At 47.8% G+C, this 24,108-nt stretch carries 18 protein-coding genes; 4 read left to right on the top strand and 14 right to left on the bottom strand.

Features of this window, described 5'->3' with window-relative positions; all coding sequences use genetic code 11:
- Window positions 1-2: 2 nt before the first annotated feature.
- The 4 genes from rbsD to ACQY6I_RS22930 form a co-directional block, all read right to left on the bottom strand.
- Entirely contained in the window at window positions 3-410 is a 408-nt protein-coding gene (rbsD, locus tag ACQY6I_RS22945) for a D-ribose pyranase (RefSeq protein WP_428243931.1), read from the bottom strand.
- A 430-nt stretch (window positions 411-840) separates the two neighbouring features.
- The gene (gene glpK / locus ACQY6I_RS22940) at window positions 841-2,328 is read right to left on the bottom strand and encodes a glycerol kinase GlpK (protein WP_428243930.1); all 1,488 of its coding nucleotides are present in this window, start codon (window positions 2,326-2,328) and stop codon (window positions 841-843) included.
- Window positions 2,329-2,449: 121 nt separating this feature from the next.
- A complete protein-coding gene (glpD, locus tag ACQY6I_RS22935; RefSeq protein WP_428243929.1) occupies window positions 2,450-3,976 on the bottom strand; it encodes a glycerol-3-phosphate dehydrogenase in 1,527 nt (508 codons plus the stop codon).
- A gap of 478 nt (window positions 3,977-4,454) precedes the next feature.
- Complete coding sequence (locus ACQY6I_RS22930) at window positions 4,455-6,098, bottom strand: glycoside hydrolase family 13 protein (RefSeq protein ID WP_428243928.1); 1,644 nt, start codon at window positions 6,096-6,098, stop codon at window positions 4,455-4,457.
- A gap of 417 nt (window positions 6,099-6,515) precedes the next feature.
- Here ACQY6I_RS22930 and ACQY6I_RS22925 point away from each other — a divergent pair, with 417 nt between their 5' ends.
- From ACQY6I_RS22925 to ACQY6I_RS22915, 3 genes are read left to right on the top strand one after another with little or no spacing between them, the layout of a single operon-like run.
- Window positions 6,516-7,511, top strand: a complete 996-nt coding sequence (locus ACQY6I_RS22925) for a LysR family transcriptional regulator (protein WP_428243926.1) — start codon at window positions 6,516-6,518, stop codon at window positions 7,509-7,511.
- 37 nt (window positions 7,512-7,548) lie between these two features.
- Window positions 7,549-8,121 carry a GrpB family protein gene (locus tag ACQY6I_RS22920; protein ID WP_428243925.1) on the top strand — a complete coding sequence of 191 codons (573 nt, stop codon included), beginning with the start codon at window positions 7,549-7,551 and terminating at the stop codon, window positions 8,119-8,121.
- Between the two features lie 41 nt (window positions 8,122-8,162).
- A complete protein-coding gene (locus ACQY6I_RS22915; RefSeq protein ID WP_428243924.1) occupies window positions 8,163-8,501 on the top strand; it encodes a hypothetical protein in 339 nt (112 codons plus the stop codon).
- 66 nt (window positions 8,502-8,567) lie between these two features.
- Here ACQY6I_RS22915 and ACQY6I_RS22910 read toward each other — a convergent pair whose 3' ends face one another.
- From ACQY6I_RS22910 to ACQY6I_RS22875, 8 genes are all read right to left on the bottom strand, one after another.
- Window positions 8,568-10,238: a glycoside hydrolase family 27 protein gene (locus tag ACQY6I_RS22910; RefSeq protein ID WP_428243923.1), complete on the bottom strand. Its 1,671-nt coding sequence runs from the start codon at window positions 10,236-10,238 to the stop codon at window positions 8,568-8,570.
- Window positions 10,239-10,799: 561 nt separating this feature from the next.
- A complete protein-coding gene (locus tag ACQY6I_RS22905) occupies window positions 10,800-11,753 on the bottom strand; it encodes a hypothetical protein (protein ID WP_428243922.1) in 954 nt (317 codons plus the stop codon).
- Window positions 11,754-12,531: 778 nt separating this feature from the next.
- Window positions 12,532-13,560 (bottom strand): LacI family DNA-binding transcriptional regulator, encoded by a 1,029-nt coding sequence (locus tag ACQY6I_RS22900; RefSeq protein ID WP_428243921.1) that lies wholly within the window; start codon window positions 13,558-13,560, stop codon window positions 12,532-12,534.
- A 3-nt stretch (window positions 13,561-13,563) separates the two neighbouring features.
- Window positions 13,564-14,607, bottom strand: coding sequence for a carbohydrate ABC transporter permease (locus ACQY6I_RS22895; protein WP_428243920.1), 1,044 nt, complete (start codon window positions 14,605-14,607; stop codon window positions 13,564-13,566).
- Between the two features lie 48 nt (window positions 14,608-14,655).
- Window positions 14,656-15,645, bottom strand: a complete 990-nt coding sequence (locus ACQY6I_RS22890) for a carbohydrate ABC transporter permease (RefSeq protein ID WP_428243919.1) — start codon at window positions 15,643-15,645, stop codon at window positions 14,656-14,658.
- Window positions 15,642-16,733: an ABC transporter ATP-binding protein gene (locus tag ACQY6I_RS22885; protein WP_428243917.1), complete on the bottom strand. Its 1,092-nt coding sequence runs from the start codon at window positions 16,731-16,733 to the stop codon at window positions 15,642-15,644. Before ACQY6I_RS22885 ends, ACQY6I_RS22890 begins: the two co-directional genes overlap by 4 nt.
- 52 nt (window positions 16,734-16,785) lie before the next feature.
- Complete coding sequence (locus ACQY6I_RS22880; protein WP_428243916.1) at window positions 16,786-17,850, bottom strand: glycoside hydrolase family 88/105 protein; 1,065 nt, start codon at window positions 17,848-17,850, stop codon at window positions 16,786-16,788.
- A 115-nt stretch (window positions 17,851-17,965) separates the two neighbouring features.
- Entirely contained in the window at window positions 17,966-20,494 is a 2,529-nt protein-coding gene (locus tag ACQY6I_RS22875; protein ID WP_428243915.1) for a hypothetical protein, read from the bottom strand.
- 209 nt (window positions 20,495-20,703) lie between these two features.
- On the opposite strand from ACQY6I_RS22875, the gene ACQY6I_RS22870 reads away from it, so the two are divergent.
- Entirely contained in the window at window positions 20,704-21,978 is a 1,275-nt protein-coding gene (locus ACQY6I_RS22870; protein WP_428243914.1) for an ABC transporter substrate-binding protein, read from the top strand.
- 124 nt (window positions 21,979-22,102) lie between these two features.
- Here ACQY6I_RS22870 and ACQY6I_RS22865 read toward each other — a convergent pair whose 3' ends face one another.
- Window positions 22,103-23,281, bottom strand: coding sequence for an alpha/beta hydrolase (locus tag ACQY6I_RS22865; protein WP_428243913.1), 1,179 nt, complete (start codon window positions 23,279-23,281; stop codon window positions 22,103-22,105).
- A 480-nt stretch (window positions 23,282-23,761) separates the two neighbouring features.
- Window positions 23,762-24,106, bottom strand: coding sequence for an Hpt domain-containing protein (locus ACQY6I_RS22860; protein ID WP_428243912.1), 345 nt, complete (start codon window positions 24,104-24,106; stop codon window positions 23,762-23,764).
- Window positions 24,107-24,108 lie beyond the last annotated feature (2 nt).

The raw sequence follows: 24,108 nt of genomic DNA, 5'->3' as shown, positions 1-24,108 counted from the left end.
CCTCAGAAAACCACACCGGATTTAAGAATGATATTGGCGTACGGAGTAAACTCACCGGTGCGCACAATGGCCTTACTCTCATGGGTTTGTTGTTTGAAGGCCTCATGACTAATGTAGTTGATTTCAATGGGATAGTTCTGAGCAGCGAGGATATCGATAAGCTGCTGATGAAATTCAGGACTGACACTTTGACATTCACTGGCAAGGATGACGGATTCAACCTTAAGCTCACTGAGCACCGTATCGAGCACCTGCAGCATAGATGGCAGGCCATGCTCAACCGCCAGATCAATACGGGAAACCGCAGTCGGAACAGGCAACCCCGCATCGCAGACCGTGATTTCATCCATATGCCCCATACGGGCAATGACAGCAGACAGTTCAGAATTCAGTAATCTCGATTTCTTCATCGGATCTCTTCTTATTGTTAAGGATTCCAAATAGCAAACGATTGCGCAATCGTTTGCGTAGTATGCATTTCACATCATAGGAGTCAACAAAATTTGTCAGCAAGCGTTGATATTTGAGTTATTTAATTGATCTGAGTGGGTGGGTAATACGCACTTCGACAGCTACTGACGATGCATGATGAAAGGCTGGGAAACCATTGCTGATTGTATTTGTAACCGAATACAGGCGCTCATTGGGTTAATAACAGCCCCTATTCCACTGGTGTTATATTTTTAAGAGCGAGAATCGTTAGGAGCATCATTAAAAACATGCATCAGCTAAAACAATAAAGCCTGTTAACTATTTTGGAATGATTCACAAACAGAAAAACGATTGAAAGGGGAAACCCCAAAGACCACCCTGTGTGGCCTTTGGTCAGTGATGGAGATATCAGGAAATTTGCTTGATCCCTGACAGAGCCTTTTGCCAGCCACTGTAAAGACGATCAACGGTTTGATCATCCAATGTCGCGTTAAACGTCTTTTCACATTGCCAATGCTGTTGCAACTGTTCGAGGGAATCATAAAGACCCAGATGCAGGGCTGCCAACATAGCCGCTCCCAGCGCCGTGGTTTCCGTCACCTGAGGTCGCTCTACCGGAAGTTGCAGAATGTCTGCCAGAAACTGCATGGCCCAATCATTGACGACCATGCCGCCATCCACACGTAACGCAGTAAGTGTTTGTACGCCGTCAGATTTCATGGCCTCGAGTAAATCCCGTGTCTGATAACCAACAGATTGCAGACCCGCAGCCACAATATCAGCAATACCGGTGTCCCGGGTCATACCAACGATAGCCCCTCTGGCTTTGGGATCCCAGTGTGGTGCACCCAGGCCGGTAAACGCAGGAACCAGATACACCGATTGATCAACGTGACAGTGAGCCGCCAGCCGTTCACTGTCGGCGGCATGTTCGATCATTTTTATCCCGTCACGCAGCCATTGCATGGTCGCACCCGCCATAAAAATACTGCCTTCCAGTGCGTAAGTCACTTTTCCACCCAGGCGGTAGCCAACGGTGGTCAGTAATTGATTATGAGATAACAATGGCTTGTCGCCACTGTTCATAATCATGAAGCAACCAGTGCCATAGGTACTTTTGCACATTCCTGGCTGAAAACAGGCCTGACCAAACAGCGCCGCCTGCTGATCACCGGCCACCCCCGCGATCGGCAAGGGCGAACCCAAAAATTCTGCAGACGCCTGACCGTAATCAGCGGCACTGTCTTTAACGTCAGGTAACATGGCAACCGGAATGCCCAAAATATTCAGCAGCTCTTCGTCCCACTGCTGAGTATGAATATTAAACAACATGGTTCGCGCGGCATTCGTGGCATCGGTCGCATGCACTTTGCCATCGGTCAATTTCCAAATCAGATAACTGTCTACGGTGCCAAATAGTAATTCGCCGTTATCAGCACGCTGCCGGACACCGTCCACTTCATTGAGAATCCAGTGTACTTTGGTGCCGGAAAAATAGGGATCAACCAACAAACCGGTTTTTTGCCGTACTTTATCCGTCAAACCTTCTGCCCGTAATCGCACACAGAGGTCAGCCGTTCTGCGATCCTGCCAGACAATTGCGTTGTACACGGGTTTGCCAGTGTTTTTATCCCAAACCAGAGTGGTTTCACGCTGATTGGTAATACCGATAGCGGTAATTTTTTCCGCGGAAATACCGGCTTGCGCAATGACATCATGGCACACGGAAACCGTGGTCTGCCAAAGATCATCCGGATTATGTTCAACCCAGCCATCATGCGGAAAATGCTGTGGAAATTCCTGCTGGGATATAAATGCCGGCTGGCCGGCATGGGTAAATAATATTGCCCGGGTACTCGTAGTACCCTGATCAATCGCCAGGATATATTCGCTCATAATTCACTCTCTTATTATTATCGGGCGAACTTAAATAAGTTTTATTCTGTCCCGCTGATACGTAAACCCCGCTTATCCTCCAAGCAGGGTCTACTCGCTACATCGATGGTTACCGATTTTTTCAGGCAGTGCGTGCCTTAACATCCAATTCCACTTCAGAACGGCAATTCGCCTGTACATATTCCGTCACTGCCTGCTGCTGTTCAGCGGTTAAAAACAACCCCATTTTAGTACGTCGCCAGAGTACATCTTCAGCCGTCATTGCAAATTCGTACTGTAACAGATAATCCACTTCTTTTTGATAGAAACCATGGCCAAAGTCGTCACCCAGATCTGCTGCCGATTTAACATCATTTAACCAGACTTCCACTTGTGAACCGTATGTAGTCACCAACCGCTGAATGTTTGTGGGTGTCAAAAACGGATATTTCTGTTTTAACCCGCGAATGTAGGCATTGAGATCCAGACCGGTCTCGCCTCCTGGCAAAACACTGTCAGCGGTCCATGATGGCCCCATGGCCGGGAAGAATGGTGCCAGTTTTTTCATGACCGCTTCACTTAACTTACGGTAAGTCGTGAGCTTGCCACCAAACACAGACAACAATGGCGCCTGGTCTTCACTCTCCAGTTCTATAGTGTAGTCTCGGGTCACTGCCTGAGGAGAATCAGACTCATCATCACACAACGGTCTGACCCCGGAATAGGACCAAACCACATCCTGAGTGGACAATTGTTGGGTAAAGTGGGTATTGACTACGTTAAGGAGATAATCGACTTCTTCGGCCGAAATACGGGCGGTTTCGGCACTCCCTTTATGTTCGACATCCGTAGTACCGATGATCGCAAATTCTTCCAGGTACGGAATTACAAACACAATCCGTCCATCTTCGTTTTGCAGAATGTAAGACTGCGGTTGATTATGGAATTTGCGCACGACGATATGACTACCCTTAATGAGTCGAATACCACGCGGACTGGTACGCTGCATTTGTTGGGTCAGTAACGTTTTAACCCATGGTCCGGCCGCATTCACCAATGCCTTGGCCTGAATCTGCCGCATCTGCCCAGTGGTTTCATCCCGGGTATTAATATGCCAAACGCCGTTCTGCTGACTGGCTCCGGTGAACGTATGACGGGTAAACACGTCTCCGCCTTTATCGCGTAACTGCATGGCATTCAGAACCACCAGACGGGCGTCATCCACCCAGCAGTCGGAATACTCAAAACCCTTGCTGATATCCGCCTTGAGTGGTGACTGGTCAGGATCAAAACGCAGGAACCGACTGCCTGGCAGAACGTTACGTTTGGCCAGGGTGTCGTACAAAAACATACCGATTCGAATCATCCAGGCCGGACGCAAATGAGGACGATGAGGCAGAATAAAGCGCATGGGTTTGACAATATGAGGAGCTTTTCGATACACGACTTCGCGTTCACTGAGCGCCTCCCGTACCAGCCGGAACTCGTAGTGCTCCAGGTAACGCAGACCACCATGGATCAGTTTGCTGCTGGCAGAGGATGTGGCCGACGCAAGATCATTCATTTCCAGTAACGCGGTTTTCAGTCCCCGGCCCTGGGCATCCAGTGCAACCCCAACGCCATTTATGCCACCCCCGACCACCACCAGATCATAAATCTGTTCACTCATAACCCACCTCTGCAAGACCGTGATTGAATCATGCACAAATGATAAACAACCAAAAACGAAAATAAAAGAAAATAAACGAAAATCAAAGAAAAATAGATGCAGTACAGAAAAACACCTCAGAAAACTGCTCGAATGTTCCTCACCGGTCCGTTTTTAGCGCATATAAAAAGCCTTTTTTCTGGGGATTATTGGCTCACAAGCAGTAGACTGTCGTCAGCTAGTAACAGACCCGTCGAAACCGTAAGCCATTGATTTTATGAAAAAAAAGGAAAGCGCCTGTTTTCGTCATTTACGCCGACAGACATAACCATGAGGTTTTTAAATAAATGGTAGTGAAGCTAAAAGCAGATTCCGGGTGGTTAAACACGTGCAGAGAGCGCAAATACAACAGGCAGACGGATTACCAAAGGCGACCGGTAATTGAAGTACTAACCATGCTTCCGGGCGCGCGGCCCGGAACAGATTTCAATTTTCACAATCACTGGTGGTTCAGAATCACCATAAACGACTCATAAGGACTCAGCTGCAGTGTTTCCGGAAGTTGTGTCCGTACCACATCATTCGTAATCAGAGTTTCACAGGAGCAGTTCTGCCATGTGGCCGGCAGTTCCACCGTCACGGTTTCGCGGGCAAAACTGTTTACGACCAGCAGGGTTTTGTTCTGATAGTGCCGGAGATACGCAAACACGGTTGGATGCTCAGGCAGAAGCAGCTCGAAAGACCCATAAACCAGAATCTCGTGAGATTTCCGCAGGCGAATCAACTGCTGATAGTGTCTGAACAGCGAATCCTGACGATGTCGATCCTGCTGAACATTAATGTCCCGATAATTCGGGTTGACCTTGATCCAGGGAGTCACCTGACTGAAGCCGGCGTATTCGCTGTCATCCCACTGCATCGGCGTGCGGGCATTATCACGACTGTGCGTATGAATTGCCGCCATCAATTCATCATGGTTGTAGCCTTCTACCAGTTTTTCGGCATAGTGATTACGCGTTTCGATATCCTGATAATCTTCAAGATGATCGAAGCGAACATTCGTCATGCCGATCTCCTCACCCTGGTAAATATAGGGTGTTCCCTGCATACCATGGATCACCGTGGCCAGCATTTTGGCGGATTTCAGCCGATACTCTCCTTCATCACCATAAATCGACACCGAACGCGCCAGGTCATGATTATTCCAGAACAGTGAGTTCCAGCCCTCACCTGCCAGCTCTGTCTGCCAGTGAGCAAATACTTGCTTCAGTTCAACCAGATCAAATGGCTTCGGACGCCATTTGCCGGCCTGAGGATGGTAAGACAGCCGAATATGATCAAAACCGAACACCATGGACAATTCTTTGCGTTCAGGATTGGAGTATAGTTTGGCAATATCCGTAGTCGCCGCCCAGGTTTCACCTACGGTCAAGGTGTCCCTGCCCGCCAGGGTTTGCTGATGCATTTCCTGCAAAATGTCATGCAGATCCGGACCGTTAACGATGACCTCCTGATCCGGCACTTTACCGAGCATTTCAATCACATCCATACGAAAACCGGCAATACCACGATCCAGCCAACGGTTCATCATGGCATAGACTTCGGTGCGAACATTGGGATTCTGCCAGTTCAGATCAGGCTGTTTTTTACTGAACAAATGCAGGTAATACTCTCCAGTTGCTTCATCCAACTCCCAGGCGGACCCGGCAAATGCCGCCCGTAATTGATTAGGAGGTGAACCATCGGCGCGCGGCTGCCGCCAGATATAAAAGTCCCGATAAGGATTATCTTTAGATTGACGTGCCTGCTGAAACCAAGGGTGTTCATCGGAACTGTGATTGACCACCAGATCCAGCAGAATACGAATACCACGCTGCCCGGCCTGCTCGATCAGACGATCCATATCCGCCAAGGTACCGAACTCCGGTGCGATATCATCATAATCAGAAATATCATAACCATTGTCATCCATGGGCGACTTAAATACCGGTGATAACCACAGTACATCCACTCCCAGTTCCTTGAGATAATCGAGCCTGCTGATAATGCCGGGAATATCACCTATGCCATCATTATTGCTGTCCATAAAACTGCGTGGATAAATTTGATACACCACTGCATCGTGCCACCATGATTGTTTCATATATATCACCTGAATAAATGCCTGAAGAGATTGCCTTCCAACGGCGACCTGATTGACAGCCAAACCCGCTCATAACCTTTCATGCTGCTAGGGCCTCAAATAAAACGCATATTTAAATGAGCCACCGAATTCACTTCGCAAATCTACGTTAAGCTCAGCAACCGGGATCCCACTCTTCGAGAAGCCCAAGACGCCCACAGTTTCGTTCCAGCTCTTGACAAGGGAACGACCATTGCCTGCGAGCCGCGCCTCGCTGTGAACATTGTGACCGGCAATCACTGTCAACACCGGTCGAGACCGGTCAGGCGGCAGAATAGTTTGGATATATACAAAAATCCAATGCATAATTTCACCATCTCTATAGATAAAATCTATACCCTGATAATATGACTGCATCGATTTTTGGGAGACTCTGACATGGATAAATCACTGAAACAGTTTCTGGTCGTCGCCGAACAAAAAAGCCTCAGCATGGCCGCCAGAAAACTCTTTATCAGTCAGCCAACCTTGACCCACAACATCAAGAAACTGGAAGAGTCGTTACAGGTAGAACTGTTCATCCGCTCCCCGAAAGGCATGGCGTTGACCCATTACGGTGAAGTGCTGTTGGAACAGGCCAAAATCATGCAGCGGGTACACGACAATACTCTGAACAAAATCCAGAGCATGCGCCTGCAACATCAACACGGTCTGAGTATCGGTGTCGGATTTACCTGGTGGAAACTGTTCTTTCGCACCTTGTTTTATGACTATCGACAACGTTATCCGACCGTACCCGCCAATATTGACGTATCTAACCATTTACGTTCGATGGATCAACTACTGTGTGGCGACATTGACCTGTTCATCGGCCACAAGATTCTGGGTTTAAGTCGCCAGACCGGCGTGGCATTTCTGCCATTGCTGGATGCATACGACGGCAGTTTTGTCCGCACCGGTCATCCCCTGCTCGGCCGTCCCTGTTATCTGGAAGAACAGTTCCAATATCCTTTTATGGCCGTCACACCCGACGAAAACCGCCTGACCGAATGGATAATCGAAACCCCGGAACTGAAAGATGTCGCACCGAAACAACTGTATCACGCACCCAACCGGCAGATATATTCATCCAACTCGATGACGACGGCGATCGATATCGTTTTGGAAACCGATGCAATACTGAATTATCCGGCCTGTACATATGAATTTTTTCAGGAAAATGGCCTGGAGAAATTGGATACCATAGAAACCATTGGTCCATTTTGTGTGGGGATTTACGCGTTATCAGATCGACTGTCAGATCCAAAAATCATGGAGATCACCTCCTTGATACAAGACTATGTCAGCCGAATTGAACATCCTGATGTGATTTTGTTGCACGCCAGCGAATGGACAAACTGTGATGACCATGACCCGGAAACCACAGATCACTGAGCGCCAAAAAAAATATAGGTTATACACAGCTGATGATATGATCGCTACCAACGAAGCCATACTCAGAGTGTCATATATGTCCAAGCGTATCATTGAAGTCGTACCTCATCAGGCAGACTGGTCAGATGCATTTGAGCAGGAGAAAACCAATATCCTGTCCACGCTAAACACGAACAATATTGCCGCAATCCATCACATTGGCAGTACTGCCGTCGAAGGACTGAGTGCCAAACCTGTCATCGATATCATGCTGGAAATTCACAGCCTGTCACAATTAGACAGCGAATCAGCGGGCATGCAGTCTCTTGGATATCTGATCAAAGGCGAAAACGGTATCGCAGGTCGCCGTTTCTTTTTGAAGGGAGAAATTCACCGCACCCATCATGTACATGCCTTTATCACCGGCAGTCCCCAGGTTTATCGACACCTTGCCTTTCGCGACTACCTGCGCATGTTTCCGACTATCAGGGATGAATATGGAGCCATCAAAAAAACGGGTGCAGCTCTTTACTCAGAAGACGCCGAAAAGTACACACAACATAAAGAAGACTTTATCCGCGTTCACCTCGATATCGCCATGCGCCAACAATATCCCACCATGGTTCGATAAATAAGCACAGCCTGCCAGGCGGCAGATCGTATTCAGAAACTTTGATTAAAGAAAAATTTAAGGTTTACGAACTGGTATCAAATGAAGGGCTGACCAATGAAGCGGCCTCTTCACTGCATCAAGTGGCCGAGCAGCTGCACTCCATGATCCTGTTGGTGTTTACCCGCTACAAATTCAAAGTCCATGATCTTGAAAAACTACGTACTTTAACGGGCAGTATTGAGCCTGAGTTTTTATCGGCGTTTCCGGAGAGTTCGCCGTTTGAATGTTCCTGCTTTGAGTTGTTGCGTCAGGCGTATGTGGATTCGCGCCATGCCCCCGGCTATGCCATCACGGTTGAACAGCTGAATTGGTTGGCGGGGCGCATCAGGCATTTCTGAAAGGGCAGCGGCTAATGACCGCTGCCCGCTATTAACCCGGCATAAATGCTTTCCGGGTTAATCGATTTACATCCTTACCCAACGTCTGTTGGGAACATTACCACAGTACCAAAGAATCACTTCTGTTCCATTGGCTGTTTCATTGTTATACACATCAAGGCACAGGCCGTTAGATTCATTTTTCACTGTACCATCTGCATTGAAGATCCAGTTCTGAGTACTACCACCGTTACAATCCCAAAGCTGCACATTTGAACCGGCAGCGGCATTCAGCGGTGCATCAAGACATTTGCCCAATACCTGAACGGTTTTGCCACTGATCTCCCAACGTTGATTGGGCGCACCGGAACAACTCCAGATGATCGGGTTGGTACCGTTGGCAGTCGCGCTGTTCGGATCATCCAGACAGCGGCTGGCAGAGGCACTCACCAGAGAGGTACCTGCCAGAGCTGATCCGCCACTGACACGATACACTACCGTTCCATGAGCCGGCACATTGGCAGAAATCACCCCATTGGTACTGGAAGTATTACCACTCCAGGCATCCAGAAGTGTGAAGTTAGAACCGGATTTGCCAATGGCAGCGGCAGTGGTGGTGATCGTTGTGGCACTATTGCCCTGATTAAACAACGCAACGGCAACATCACCATTGGCCAGTTTTTTAACCATAACCCGGCGGGTACCATCATTCTGAATTTCAACACCTTGCAACCCAAGGGAATCCTGGTTAATGGCAATCAGGTTTGAATTGGTCAGGATGGTTCTGGTCGCCCAGGACATATTGCGAATGTCATTACCAGCAATCAGCGGCGAGGCCATAATGGCCCACAAGGCAAAATGGCTACGCATCTCTGTATCAGACATACTGCCAATACCGACTTCCATCATATCCGGATCATTAAAACTGCCGGGTGCCGCATATGCGGCCAGCTTCGCAGTGACATCGACAATGTTTTTGACCCCCATTGGATAACCATTTGTTTGTCCGGTATCCCAACGACTGGTGATGTCTTCAGTGGTCCTCCAAATGTTGGCAACATCTCCCCAGTTACGCATCGGTCCGGTTTTTTCATGAATACTGTTGGGGTTAATGCTGTACACGATTGGTCGGCCAGTTGATGCCAGAGCATCGCGCATCTTCGCAAATGTAGTCACCTGCTCATCGATACTGCCACTGGGAGAACACCAATCATACTTCAGATAATCGACCCCCCAGGCTGCAAATTGCCGCGCATCCTGATATTCATGCCCCCGACTCCCGGTGGCCCCTGGGTATGAATTGAAATACTGGGCACAGGTTTTATCCACCGGAACCTGATAAATACCAAACTTAAGTCCCTTGCTGTGCAAATAGTCACCCAGCGCTTTCATACCACTTGGAAAACGATTCGGGTCACTCTGAAGGTTTCCAGCAGCATCGCGGTTTGGATTGAACCAGCAGTCATCTACAACAACATATTTATAACCGGCGGCCGCCATCCCGCTACTCACGATAGAATCGGCCATCTGTCTGATCAGAGATTCACTGATATTACAGCCAAAGGTGTTCCAGGTATTCCAACCCATCGGCGGGGTACGGCTGACGCCATTATCCAAAGCATAAGCAGGGTACTGACTGCTCACAAACAGAATGGCAAAAAGTGTGATAAGAATTCGTGAAAATCTGCCAATCGCATTACTAGGCTCACGATGTTTTTTTCGAACAATACTGCGACTGAATTTACGTTGATTAAGCATAATAGCTACCTGTTTTGTTATTATATTAAACACAAGCCAACACATACGGAGTCTCTGAAAAATGATTCACTTTCGCTCGGGCTTTGTCAGCTCAGTCCTCATTTACTCCAGTAAACGACGGCTTTCCGGGCGGCATTTGCTAGCAGAAAAACGACTCCTATCTTTCAAAAACCCCTGGCAACATTACACAACAAAAGTTACCAACTACTCCGACGACGTTGACAGGACATGCACTATACCCCCCTTTAAGAATCTATTAATAGTTTCCGATATGACAAAAAGACGACAACAATAAGCATTTTCTGACTTACTTTCGAAAAGTATGATGCTTTCCACGGTTTTTATTTTTAATTTTCTCAGAACGAATGAATAAACTTGTGTTCTACTTTTACGAAGCATCAACAGAGCGGCAAAACTGATATTTTAGTACAGATGGTTTTTATAACAACTGAAAAAACAACCATGATTAAAACAGCACCTGTTTGAGTCAGCCCACCAAAAAACGGTCATGAGAATGAACCCCCCCGGTATAAGGGGTTCATTGACGACGATCCAGTATAGCTAGTCCTTGGTATTCAAATCCGTCATACCTTTATTCACTGGCATATAGGTATTGTTGAAGTTTGGAATCACGTGAAACTCTGGAGTGGTGTCGATAAAGTCAATATTCGCCCCACCATTCAACAGACTGTTGATATGACTGACTGTCGCACTGCTGCTCGGTGGTGTCAGCGTCAGACTGAATACACCGATATTATTGTCTTCATTACTTTCTGCGACGGTTTCAAATATATCTGCCACCAGTGCAATCCCATAATCACCAACAATCGGAGCCCCGATGTTTAACGACAAGGTATGTGAACTGCCATAAGGCCCAAGGGCCTGTACTGCTCCGTAGTAGACCAATGGCTGAAGGGAGGTATCTGTCAGGAACACCCCAACACTGGGCAGTGTTGAAGAAGGGCATACACTACGCAGACCATATTTAATGGTCAGAGTTTCATCATAACTCGCCACCGTAGGCTCCAGAGTACCGGACTCAAACAGGAAATCAGGTAGTTTCACCGTGCCCACAGAAGCGGTATTCAGACTCAGGGTACGCTCGAAGGCTGCCAACCCACCGACCAGATACAAGGTCACCGGCGCACACTGGTTTTTCACGCTATTCAGATAATCACGCGCGTCTTGAGTCATACTGGAGTAAGCAATAAACTTGGTTTGCGTACCGGCAGGCGGGTAACAGTTTGGCACCGGCAATCCACTACAGGAAAAGTTGACCCGGAAGGACGTTAACTTGATACCAGTATAGGCATCTTCATCACTAGACAAATAAAAACTTAATTCCTGCTGTGCCAGTGGCGAGCTACCAAAAATCTGGTACTCAACGGTAATGCCCTGTGCAGGATCTTCTATTTCTGTATCGGCAAAAAAAATGTTACTGACAGAGGATGCCTGGGCCAACGCTGCCAAGAGCAGTGCGGTCATACCAAACATACCTGAGCGAAATAAATTCATGGGTTATTCCTTGTAAATGGGTGGGTTATACACATGCTGATTTCCTTGTTACAACCAACAACAAAGCGAACAGGATGGCTTTGCCGGAGAATTCCTAATGCGACATGGATATGAACAAGTACTACCAGCCCCATCGAAACACCTTCACCGCCAACAGATTATGGACTTTTCCGTCTGATCTGATTCGCACAATGGCAAATTTGACAACCACAGCAACCACTATACTCGGCGTTTCTGAAACCATATGACAGAGACAACTCCTCCTACTTTTGAAGTATTTTTACAATTTTCAACATAAGAGTCTCATATGTCCTAATTAGGACAGTTTCTAAATTTTTTTGGTTATAAAAGGCGGAAATTATCTTTAAATTTAACATAGTAATCACTTACTTATAAAAAAGTCGCCTGATCATATTATTATCCAGGTAATTATGTGTGGCCTGTAATCGTCCTTCTGGATGCTCCTCCACGGGACACTCCACAACCATAAGAAGCTTCAGATAACTCTGCATATTTTTCAGGAATGACATGCAAACAGGCCATGATAATCTGTTTGAAATTTGGGTAAGCAATGACTATGGGATCAATCCGTCAAGCCGACTCAATGAAATCGACCATAATATAAAGACGGTTGGGGAATATCTGTAACTACGGAAAGTATGGAGGGACAAGATCAGGCACATTTTTCGACTACTGCGATGAACCGCTCAGATGCTCCGCCAGGAAAACCCCGGGGTGCTTCTGCAGCGGCTCAATGAGTCAGATAACCTGGCTGCCGTTATTCAACAATTGCCTGGCAGGATTGCCTGGGGATAATCCTGCATCCCAGCTCCACTCTTTTGGCGGGAGCATCTTCCTCTGAGGTTCGTGTCAGTAATTCCAACTCGTCCAGCGCGGATTTGGCGATATGGTGTAAAGGCGTATGAATGGTCGACAATGGCGGTTGAGTCATCTGTCCTGCCAGAATGTCATCAAACCCAAGAATCGAGACATCCTCAGGCACCCTGATGCCTTTCTGCTGAAAAGCTTTCAGCGCGCCCAGGGCAACGTTATCTGCCATACAAAAGAACGCTGTAATGCCTTGCAGATCAGGATTCTGCTCGATCCATTCAAACATGCCCTGCTCTGCTGACTCAGGCCGAAAACTTTCCAGCATGATGGTGACACCGGACATTCCTATAGCGGCATTTTCGCGAATGGCTTCATCAAAACCATCCTGACGCTGACGGATGGTATAACGCCCCGGCCAGGTAATAATACCAATGCGTTTATGCCCAAGGCCTTTGAGATATTCAATACCAAGTCGCGCGCCATTACGATCACCGATCCCGACAGAACCGACATGCATGGTCGGATCCTGACCGGCGAGCAGAATACAGGACAGCCCGGTCTTAAATACCTCATCAAGCAGTCTCCGGTCTTCATCAAAATACACCAGAATACCGTCACACTTCGACCCCAGCACCCGCTCAGCAATCTGCTGATAATTGCCCGCGAAATCATCGATCAGAATAGGTTCAATTTCGATATTCCGACTGGTACATTCTTTTCTCAGGCTTTCCAGGATCGTCCAGGACACATAGTTGACGCCGGTATGGCGCAAACGTTCTGAGCCAACCACCAGGGCAATTTTTTTCAATGTCGGTGGCATGGCCCGACGTAACCGACTGCTAAGATAGCCGGTTTCCTTGGCAACGGTTAACACACGGTTACGAACTTCTTCGGAAATTTTGGCGGTTCCATTCAATACATGACTGACAGTACTGATGGCCACACCACTTTTTTCAGCTATTTTTTTCAGGCTCACGACTTATTTAACCCCACTGCTGGCAACGCCTTGTGTAATATATTTTTGCAGAAGCAGAAATACCACGGTCACTGGCAATAGTGCGATCACCGTCATGGCAAGAATATAGTGCCACTGCACAGAGAACTGACCTTGGAAAGTATTCAAGCCAATCTGCAAGGTATAGTTTTCAGGACTGGATAACACAATCAAGGGCCAGAGGAAATCATTCCAACGCCAGATCACCGAAAAAATAGCCAGCACGGCAATTGCCGGAGCACACAGTGGTAACACTACCCGCCAGTAAATACGAAACTCCGATGCAGCATCCACTCGGGCTGCTTCGATTAAATCATCCGGGATCGTCAACATATACTGTCGCAACATGAAGACACCTGTTGGCGTGGCAACTGTTGCAAAAATAACACCCCAAAGATTATCCGCCAGATTCAGGCCGACCACGACAATAAACGCCGGAACCATAATGACCGACAACGGTAACATCAAGGTCGACAGGATCAACATGAAAATGGCATTTTTGCCGCGGAACCGATACTTTGACAGCGCAAACGCCGCCATGGAATTCAGCACCAGCGTCAAAATGGTGGCCACAAATGTCACAAACACCGTGTTTTTGATGTAGGTGACAAAATCAAACTGTTTCAATGGATCGGTATAGTTATTCCATTCAAAATGTACGCCTTTAACCTGAGTGATTTCAGAAATGGGAACCTGATAGGTCTGTTCCGGATTCTGTATATCCACTACAGTTGCCTTTATGCCGATACGACGTATCAGCGCTACCCGTTTGGCGCTTTCACCCTCTTTATGCCATTCCCATACTGACAACGGTTTGGACTGACCGTCCAGCTCAATAGTCTCTGCCGCTTTCGGCACCAGACTCGGAGGAAAACTGTTAACTTCCGCTTCGGTTTTAAATGAAGACAAGATTGCCCAGGCAATTGGAATGGCCACCATGGTCGTCCCAAAAAACAACCAGGCCCAGGAAAGAATATCAGCAATATCAATTTTTCCGGGATGTTTTGTTCTGAACAAAAATTTAAACATAAAACACCTCCGGCACACTCTTAAAGCTTTTATCAGTTACTGTCATTACTAATACTCCGACTTCTTCGCCAGCCATACCTGCGCCAACGTCAGCACCAACAAAACCAACCCCATGAGCACAGAAGCCGCTGACGCCAGACCATAGAGACGTACCTCGGAATTAAATGCCGTCTGATAAATAAACTGGACAATAAAGCTATTGGCTGTGCCCGGTCCACCGCCATCGGTCAATACCCAGGCTTCATCGAAAACCTGAACCGAACGGATCAGCAAGAGTACCGCCACAACCAGCAGATTCGGCATCAACAATGGCAGGGTGAGCCGCCAGAACTGACGCCAGCGACTGGTGCCATCAACCTGTGCAGCTTCATAGATATCGCTCGGAATGGCCTGTAGGCCTGCGAGAATGATTAACGTGAAAAAGCCCATATGAAACCAGATGGAGATATATACCACCCAGAAACGAGACCAGAAGACTTCCAATAGAAAAATGATGCGTTCGCCACCGAGGTCCTCAATGAACCCATTCAACAACCCATTACGAGCCAGGAACCATTTCCAGATCAGACCAACAACAACCGGTGACAACAATACCGGATAGAAAAAGACCGCCCGGAAAAATGCCTTACCGCGCACAAGCCGGTTTAATACCAGCGCCGTAATCAGCGCCATCAACAGCGTACCGGTGGAATTCAGCAACGTATACCACCATGTATTGTGAATGGCCGTCCAAAACAGATCGAATTCACAGGTCGCCGGCTCCATATAATTTTGACAGTTCAGCAACCGGCTGAAGTTTTCCAGCCCGACATAAGGACGGTCCCAGATCAGCATATTGGTACCACCAGTAAACGCATAAGCAATTGCCAGCCCTACCGGTAAAAATACAAACAAACTGAACAGCACCATATTAGGCGCCAGAAAGAGGTATCCCATACGTTGAATACCAATTTTTTTCTGTAATACCAGGGTGGGTGCCTCAATCATACGCATGAGGCGATCAAGGCCCTCCGCTACTTTATGAGTCAATGCATTCATAGCGTCACCCGTTTCAGTGCCTGATCAGTCTTATCGGAAAACACGTGCAAAAACGGTTCGGGCATATGGAGATACACAGTTGAATCCGCTTCGGCTTCAAAATGATGTGGAATATGTACGACAGTTTCTTCAGCCGCGCCTGCAACCTCACCGTATATGAATGTTTCGTGTCCCATGCATTCGAGCTGGGAAATTTTCAGCGCCACTCCCTGCTCTGCCAGTTCGATATGAGACGGCCGGATACCCACCGTCACTGTATCACCAACCACCACATCACCTGCCTGAACCGAGACGGTAAAATCACCCACCGCCACTGAAGTCAGCTCAAGACAATCATTGCCAATGGCTTTAACACTGGCCGAAAACATATTCATTTTTGGAGAGCCGATAAATTCTGCCACAAACCGGTTCTGCGGACGCTCAAACAAGTCCAGCGGTCGGCCGACCTGTTCTACCCGACCTGCATTTACAACCACAATTTTCTCGGCCATGGTCATAGCTTCAACCTGATCATGGGTCACATAAACCATGGTTGTCTCAAGTTTCTTATGGAGTTTTGTAATCTCTGAACGAGTCTGCACACGCAACTTGGCATCAAGGTTCGACAACGGCTCGTCAAACAAAAACACTTTTGGATTACGGACAATTGCGCGACCAATTGCAACACGTTGCCGTTGACCACCGGAAAGAGCCTTTGGTTTGCGATCAAGATAAGGTTCGAGGTCCAGCATTTTGGCAGCAATATCTATCCGCTTTTTGATTTCCTCTTTATCCATACGTAGGTTTTCCAGCCCGAATGACAGATTTTTCAATACTGTCATATGAGGGTAAAGTGCATATGACTGGAACACCATGGCGATTTCCCGCTCTGCCGGAGACAGTGTGTTGACGACTTTGTCATCGAAAACCACCTCTCCTGAGCTGACATCTTCCAAACCGGATATCAGTCTCAATAAAGTGGATTTACCGCACCCGGACGGACCGACCAGCGCAACAAATTCGCCATCTAAAATATCAATATTGACATCATGCATAACTTCAGTACTGCCATACTGCTTATATACGTTTTTTAAAGTTATAGCTGCCACTCTGAAAACACTCCTATTCTTATACTTATTCGGCTGGGAAACGCCCCCGCTTTTACAAACTCATCGCCCGATACTCAGACAAAAACAGTGATGCCAGTGCCTGACCATATGGAGTCGGAACATTACCTATTTTTTTATAGAACTCTAAGCTGTGTCCCATGGCGGTGCCATCTGACACTTCTTCGAGAATACCATTTTCATTAATACGGGAGATGATGGCGGACAAACAACGATCGATCATTGGCCGGTATTCATCCATTTCGATCAAGCCCTCCCGACACCCTGCCAACAGGCCATAACCAATACCTGCAGTTGCAGATGCCTCAATAGGTGAGGTTTCATCAAGCAGCAACGTATGGAACATACCATCCTCTCGTTGCACCTGCTTCAACGCACGCACCTGCGTCTGAAAAACATTTTTCAAATAGCGTGCGGTCACGTCTTCAGGTTTCAGAATACGATATAGTTCAGGTATCGAAATTGTCAGCCAACAATTTCCACGCCCCCATACGGCATCAGCAAAATTGTGACGTCCCAAAAACGTCCAGCCGTGATAGAACAGTCCGGAAGTAACATCTCCGAGGAAACGGATATGACACAGGTACTGATACTGAGCATCCTGCTGCCACTCCGGCTTATTAAACACCCGGCCGGCCGCGGCTATGAACAATGCCGCCATGAACAGCGTGTCATCCCACAATTCGCCGTCATTATTCCGTTCCTTAACCAGGTGCTGATAACCTCCCTCTTCCGTTTTGGGCATTTCCCGGTAAATCCAGTCTGCCCAGTCCTGAATGATGGTGTTCCAGTCAGGGCGGTCAAAGTGCTCGGATAACAGCGTCAATGCCAGCATCGGTGCGGTGGAATTTACCTGTCGACGCGGCAGCCCACGCTCAATCTGACGGTCATACCAGCGGGCAATTCGTTCCAATGCAGCACGATCATTGCGTCGTTCGGCATCACGAAAGTCACCATACAATCCAACACCGACTTCCCAATCCCATTCATCAAACAAAATTTCCTCGGAACTGGATGCTTCGACATCGCCAATGCCCTTCAAGGAACGAAACCCCGTAGACAACAAAGACAGTGCATCGCTTAGCTGATCATGATTCATTACTTACTCCAATTAACAAATTTCCATATCGCCCTGCCTTAGACAGGAGCATGATGATGCTTGTGCAGCCGTCTTGATTGAGACTCAGATGGCTGTCCGGGAACCCTTAAGTTCCTTAGTTCATTTGTGTCCAGGGTTGCAACTCCCCATCATTCAACGCCACATTAGGCACTACCGTAAGTGGCGCAAATGCCTGCTGCTCACCGTTCAGCGTCAATCCCTGCTGATAATTCAGTTGTATGGCACCGTCGTCATGTTGAATCGATACGGTATTGGACTGCGCATCAAAGGTGGCACCGCGATTACGACAGGCCTGCTGGAAATCCACCAATGACTCATATTCGCCGATCTCCGCAACCATCACGACCCAGGCTGACTGCGGCCCGTGAACACGCCATTCATATCCGGCGTATAAACCATGCTCCAGAGCCTGTAGTTCGGCCGATGCGAAAACGCCGATCAGCGCTGATCCGGTACGGGCGAACAACCAGTTGTGGTCTACCACAAACTCATCACATACCAGTTTTGGTGCAAAGATATGCGTAAAGTTAATGACCTCTGGAAAGGCCCGATGATCAAAAATCATGAAACCCATATTTTTGTATTGCGCCACTCTCGGATGAACCGCATTACCCGCCCAATAAGATGGACGACTGCCTCCCCAGACTTTCATGTCACCGGGATGATTGATCCAGAAACGGGCCATGGCATGGGCATTGGTTTGTACATCAAGAAAGTGCTGCTGGTGTCCTTTAATACCGGTTTTATAATCCGATACCGTAGACAGCTGTACAGAAGGTGACTTCCACAATGTCACCTTGGCATTGTGATCGAGCCCCTGGGTGTACTTGGCATAAATATGCTGCCCCGGCCGTACCTGCAACAATTCGCGCGCAGCCTTTGGAGGCTCGTAATCGCTCAGCGCCAGCAGTGCGCTGACCCGGTCATAACCTGGATACCAGTCACCACCGAATGCCACTGCGGCAATGGACCCCAGCTCCGTTACCGGACCAGCCAACAATTCTTTTTCATAGACTCGTCCCTGGGAACCGGCACACACACCATTAATAGTATGTAAAGCAACCATGATAAAAATCTGGTCGATCAAACCACGTGCACGCTGTGACATTTCTGCGTCATCAGCGTTTACCATCAGTGTGAACAGTCCAAGAAAATCAATCGGGTAGTAGGCTGCTGAATTCCATTCTGCAAGACCATGAGAATCAACCGAGTCAAACCAACGCTGAAGTCTCAAAAAAGCTTGTTGTTTATGTTCCTGACCGGTTTTTCCACTGTTTGAAAATTTTTCATCAGGGAACAGACTGCCGGCCAGATATTGCGCTACGTGAAAACACAACACATGGTTTTCACTCCAGAACCACATCACGTCGTCACCGGGTTCATCCAGCCAGTAACGAAACCCTAATATGGCTTCGCGAATTTGTTCCCAGACTTCATCCGCCAGTAGCGTGCCGGCATAACTCCGATACATCCATATCAACGGTAGAATCCAGAAATCGGCACAATCGTGACGCTCATGAATCGGCTTCAGTGCTTGCTTAATAATGCGCTCCGCCAGCTCCAGATTCTGATTCTGCGCCAGTGCCGCCAATGCCCGTGCGGGCTCATCTTTGCCGGTCACCAGCATATGCTGCAATGCTGCCTGCTTACGCTGAGCCAGCTCCGGCATGTGCATGGATTGTGGTGGTGACAGCAATGTGGTCCCGAGCGTCCGACTGAAACAGGTTTTGTCAACTTCAACGATAAACCTCAGTGACACACAACCAGCCTTCAACCCGGTACTGTCAAACAAATCGGCAACGGAAAACTGCTGGTCAACCGTGAATGCAATATCACGATCCATTTTCATGCCATCTAATAAGACATTCATGGTCACGGTTTCAGATGGATGGCTACCGGTATCCAAACGGACCCTGACCGGTACCTGCGGCAAATAATCGGCAACAATGCGTACCATTTCTTCATGATAGAAAACCTTGTCGGTTCTCAGGCCATCCAGAGTACGCTCGATTTCCTTGGCGTATTGTTCGTCGAGGTCCAGCTCAATACCGGCTTTCAGGTCAGAACCTTTCACCAGTGTCATCAGGAAATAACAGCTGGTGTCACGTTCATGCAAGTCTTCCAGGAATACCAGAATATCGTTATCACCAGCACTGACATCAAAGCTGACCTGCTGAACCGTAGGTTCATTGCGCTGATAATGATCCAACTGCACAACCTTGCTGCCATTCAACCAAATGTGCACCCCGCCGCAGGTTTCCACCGTAAATGTGGTCGTCTGGGCCTGAGCACTGAACAGACTGCAACGCAGCCAACGGGTGACCAGCGTCGGACGAAATCTAAAGGTGGAAAAATCCACTCTGGGGTCATCTCCACCCAGGTATACTTCCGGGAATACCAAACCATCCGGAACCACAATGTCCCGACGGGCAAGCAGTTCACGCAGTGCCTCGCGACAAGGCAGGTCTCCGGTATCGACCCAACCATTGATAAAACGATAATCGACAGCATCCGGCATGGGTCTTGCTGTCCCAGGGAAATACTGTTCCTTTGCGGCAGCCAGCCCCCAGCGATTTAACGATTCACCCTTATCAATGGACCAATAGGTTCTACGGTTTGTCATAGCGGATTCATACCTGTACTAGCAAATGAAAAATTTTTCATTATCTTGTGGAATGTATAATAAAGTGCCATAAAATTTTTATTTTTTATTTGACATTTTTCGGAAGTATAGCCATATAATTAAGGCACTATCAAGAAAAAAGCTCATAGTGAAAAAACGAAAAAATTTTCATCACTCTTTCTAAAAGAAAAAAAATACGGAGTAAAAAAATGATGCGTTTTAGCTCAATCTTCAGCTCTATTGCACTGGCTTCAACTGTGTTTGCCAGCTCCGCTGTTTTAGCTCAGGAGAACATTACCTTCTGGTTCACAGACGACGATCCGAATTACATTAAACGGATCAGTGAACTGGTTGACGAGTTTGAAAAGAAAAACCCGGATATTACAGTTGAGTTCGTCACCACCAGCTACACTCAGTCCAGAGAGCAGCTGGCTCTGCAGTTATCGGTTGGAGAAGGGCCTGATCTGGCAAAATTTGCTGACAGTTCACTGGTCAAATATGTTCTGGACCTTCGTCCTTATATGAAAGACCCTGATGGCTATGCAACACTGCATGGCGGTTCTCTTGAATTTCTGCGTGATGATGACCATCCCAACATGATTGGCGGTTACGTGGCATCACAGACCCTCAACCTGCCTTTTGTAAACGTCACACTATTCGAACAGGCCGGCGTGCCGATTCCAAAGCAAGGTTCCACCCTGGCGGAAATCGTAGATGCTTCAGTGAAAGTAGCCGAAGCCACCGGCGTTGATATTCCATTCACGATGGACCGCTCCGGTCACCGCTTCTCTGGTCCGGCGTATTCTTACGGCGCCCGTTATCTGGCACCCGATGGTTCATTTGTGTTCCCTGACGAAGCCGCCAAAGCCTATATCACAGATCTCTATCATTGGACTCAAACAGGTGCATTTCCAAAAGAAATGTGGGGAGCTGCCGGTGGTAACCGCTACAAAAACATGGGCGATGAATTCATTAACGCCAATGTCGTGACGTACTTTGCAGGAAACTGGATGGTGAATCCGTTCCAGAACAAAATTCAAGATGCCTTCAACTGGTCGGTTCTGGATGCACCGTGCGGCCCTGGCGGTTGTATTCCAATGCCTGGAACCACCTATATCGCTGGCTTCAGCCGTACCAAACATCCTCAGGCAGTGGCCAAACTGATTGAGTTCCTGGGATCAGAACCAGTACAGCGCGAAATTGCTGAAAAATATATCATCATTCCTGGTGCCAACATTAAAAACATCAACTATCAGCTGGATGATGAAAACGCCAAGAAAGCGATGACCGTATTCGCCAATAATGCCGCAAATGTGACACCCGAAATCCGCGCATTCTATAAAGCGAGAGGGGCCAACGTCGTTTATGACACCATCGTCCAGCGCATGAGTCAGCTGATCGTTGGTGAGATGACACTGGATGAAACATTTGCCCGTATGGCATCCGATGTTGCCAAGGGTAATGAAGAGTTAAAAAAGCAGTAAGCTATTGAGCGTCTATGCCCCCTTTCTACAGGGGGCTTTTTTTATTCTATCAAGCGGTTGTACGTAACCAATCAGGCAACCGTTTTTGAACCGGAACAATTCCGGTTCGCCCTCATCCGGTAAATTACACCAGCTGCCAGATATTCAGACTGTCGGCTTTTCGCTTTCTCTGCCTGATATCCGCATCATCTGCCACATCATGTAAGGTCTGCGCAATATCCTCGCTGGCCGTTGCCCACAGAAAGTAATTGTGCTCAACAAAATCTCGTTTCTTGAATCTGCCAACCGCATCAGAACAATCAACCACATTGATTTTGTGGTGCAGGTTCTGTGGATGCGCTGGACCATTATGACCAAGACGGTCCGGATTGGCTTTGGTGATATCAGAAATGGTCAGCGCCTTGTCACGCCGGTTGCAATAGATAAACACCTTCTGGCAGATTTCCGGTAATCGGAACAATGGTTTACCTGATTCCAGCACATCCTCGTCCACATCCGGCGCACACATAAACACATTCTCAAAAATACGTGGTAAATTGCCTTTAGTGATATACCCAGTCATTTTCGCCAATGTATTCTGCAACACATAATTCCCCATGGAATGACACAACAAATGCAAAGACTGGTAGCAAAGTCGTTCTTCTTTCTTTCTGGCATCCAGTCGCAGCCGGACCAGGAAGTCACGTAATTTCAGCATAGCCCGACCCACAGCCTCTCCGGACAATTGCGCCTCCTGACGATCATTGCCGTATGAGCGCCATGGGATGATTTTTCCATCTGATGGCCAGCTGAACAGAACCACTCTGACCTTCTGTTGCGGCATAAGTATTGGGTGTGCCGTTTTTGCCGGCACCCGATTCAGCATCATTTCCATCGCCAACGCCGTTCCCACGGCAGATGCCCAACTAACATTGAATCCATGAATAAAGACCAGCACATCGTGTGATTGCTCCATGACCTGTTTTATTTCACGAAACATTTCTACCGATGCATTTTTATGCTCGGGAATATTTTTATCAGAGATAGTCGTCAGGTCTTCGATAGCATATACTTTCGCGGATTCAGCCTGTTTGCTTAGATAGCGGTTCAAGTTCTCACCATCGCCAATACGGGTGGGGTTGGCCGCTATTTTCTTGTACAAATGCCGCTGTAGTTCCTGTTCATCAACGGACACGATAACTTTACCGAATCGTAAATTGTCGTGGCCATCATGGCTGAAACCAGAACCATAACCTTCTGGTCGCCAGCGATCCTTACCAACATGACCGCGATTGGTGGCATAATAGAGAGTATATTCAATCATTGGGGTATCTCCTTTTCTCATTGATGTTCCTGTTGACCCTCGACCGGTCAGACTATTGTAACCCTATGTGCCCTTTGCCTTGAAAATCTTGTCAATTCGCATCCCCCGGCTTTCGAGCAATGGGTCTGCGATCGGTTGCTATATTTCTCAGGTGACTCTCAAACAAGGTAAATAATTACCAAGTCAATAAATAACGTGCGGTTATCCAGCCAGAACGTATCCGGTATAGGTCATTCAAGCTTATACCCAGCGACCATAAAATCAACACAATCCCCGACCACAATACAGCCTGACAAGGTCTACTCTGCAGACACGGAACTATACACATGGAAAAACACCTGAGCAGACACAGCTATCAAGCTGTTTCAGAGCAAGCGATAGCGACTATTTCGCTGGAAGTTATGGCGATATCGATTAATTTGGCCTTGCAACAACAGACAAGCCGTCTCTGAATTGTCCGTCACTGCCTGAAACCGACGACTATCCATCCATTTGCACAGAAAAATCCTTGACCTGAGCAAGCGCACCGGACAACTGTGCACTTAGGGTTTTCAGTTGCTGGAGCTGTTGTAGCCTGGCTGCCTGCTCAAGCTCAAAGTACAGCGTCGACAATTGTTCAGCCCCTACCATCCTGGCAGTCGCCTTGAGCTGATGACTGATCACCACTACCTGCTCCCAACGACCATCTTCAACGGCAGTGCAGATGTCCTGACAGGTACCTTCCGCCCGGGCGATAAATTTATCCAGATAACGTTTTATCCGAGTTATGTCACCACCCAAATATTGTATGGCTGAATGCAGATTCACGACTGATGATGCCGTCATTG

It is taken from the genome of Gynuella sp., assembly GCF_050297175.1.
GTDB lineage: Bacteria > Pseudomonadota > Gammaproteobacteria > Pseudomonadales > Natronospirillaceae > Gynuella.
This window is presented reverse-complemented; position numbering and strand designations above follow the sequence as displayed.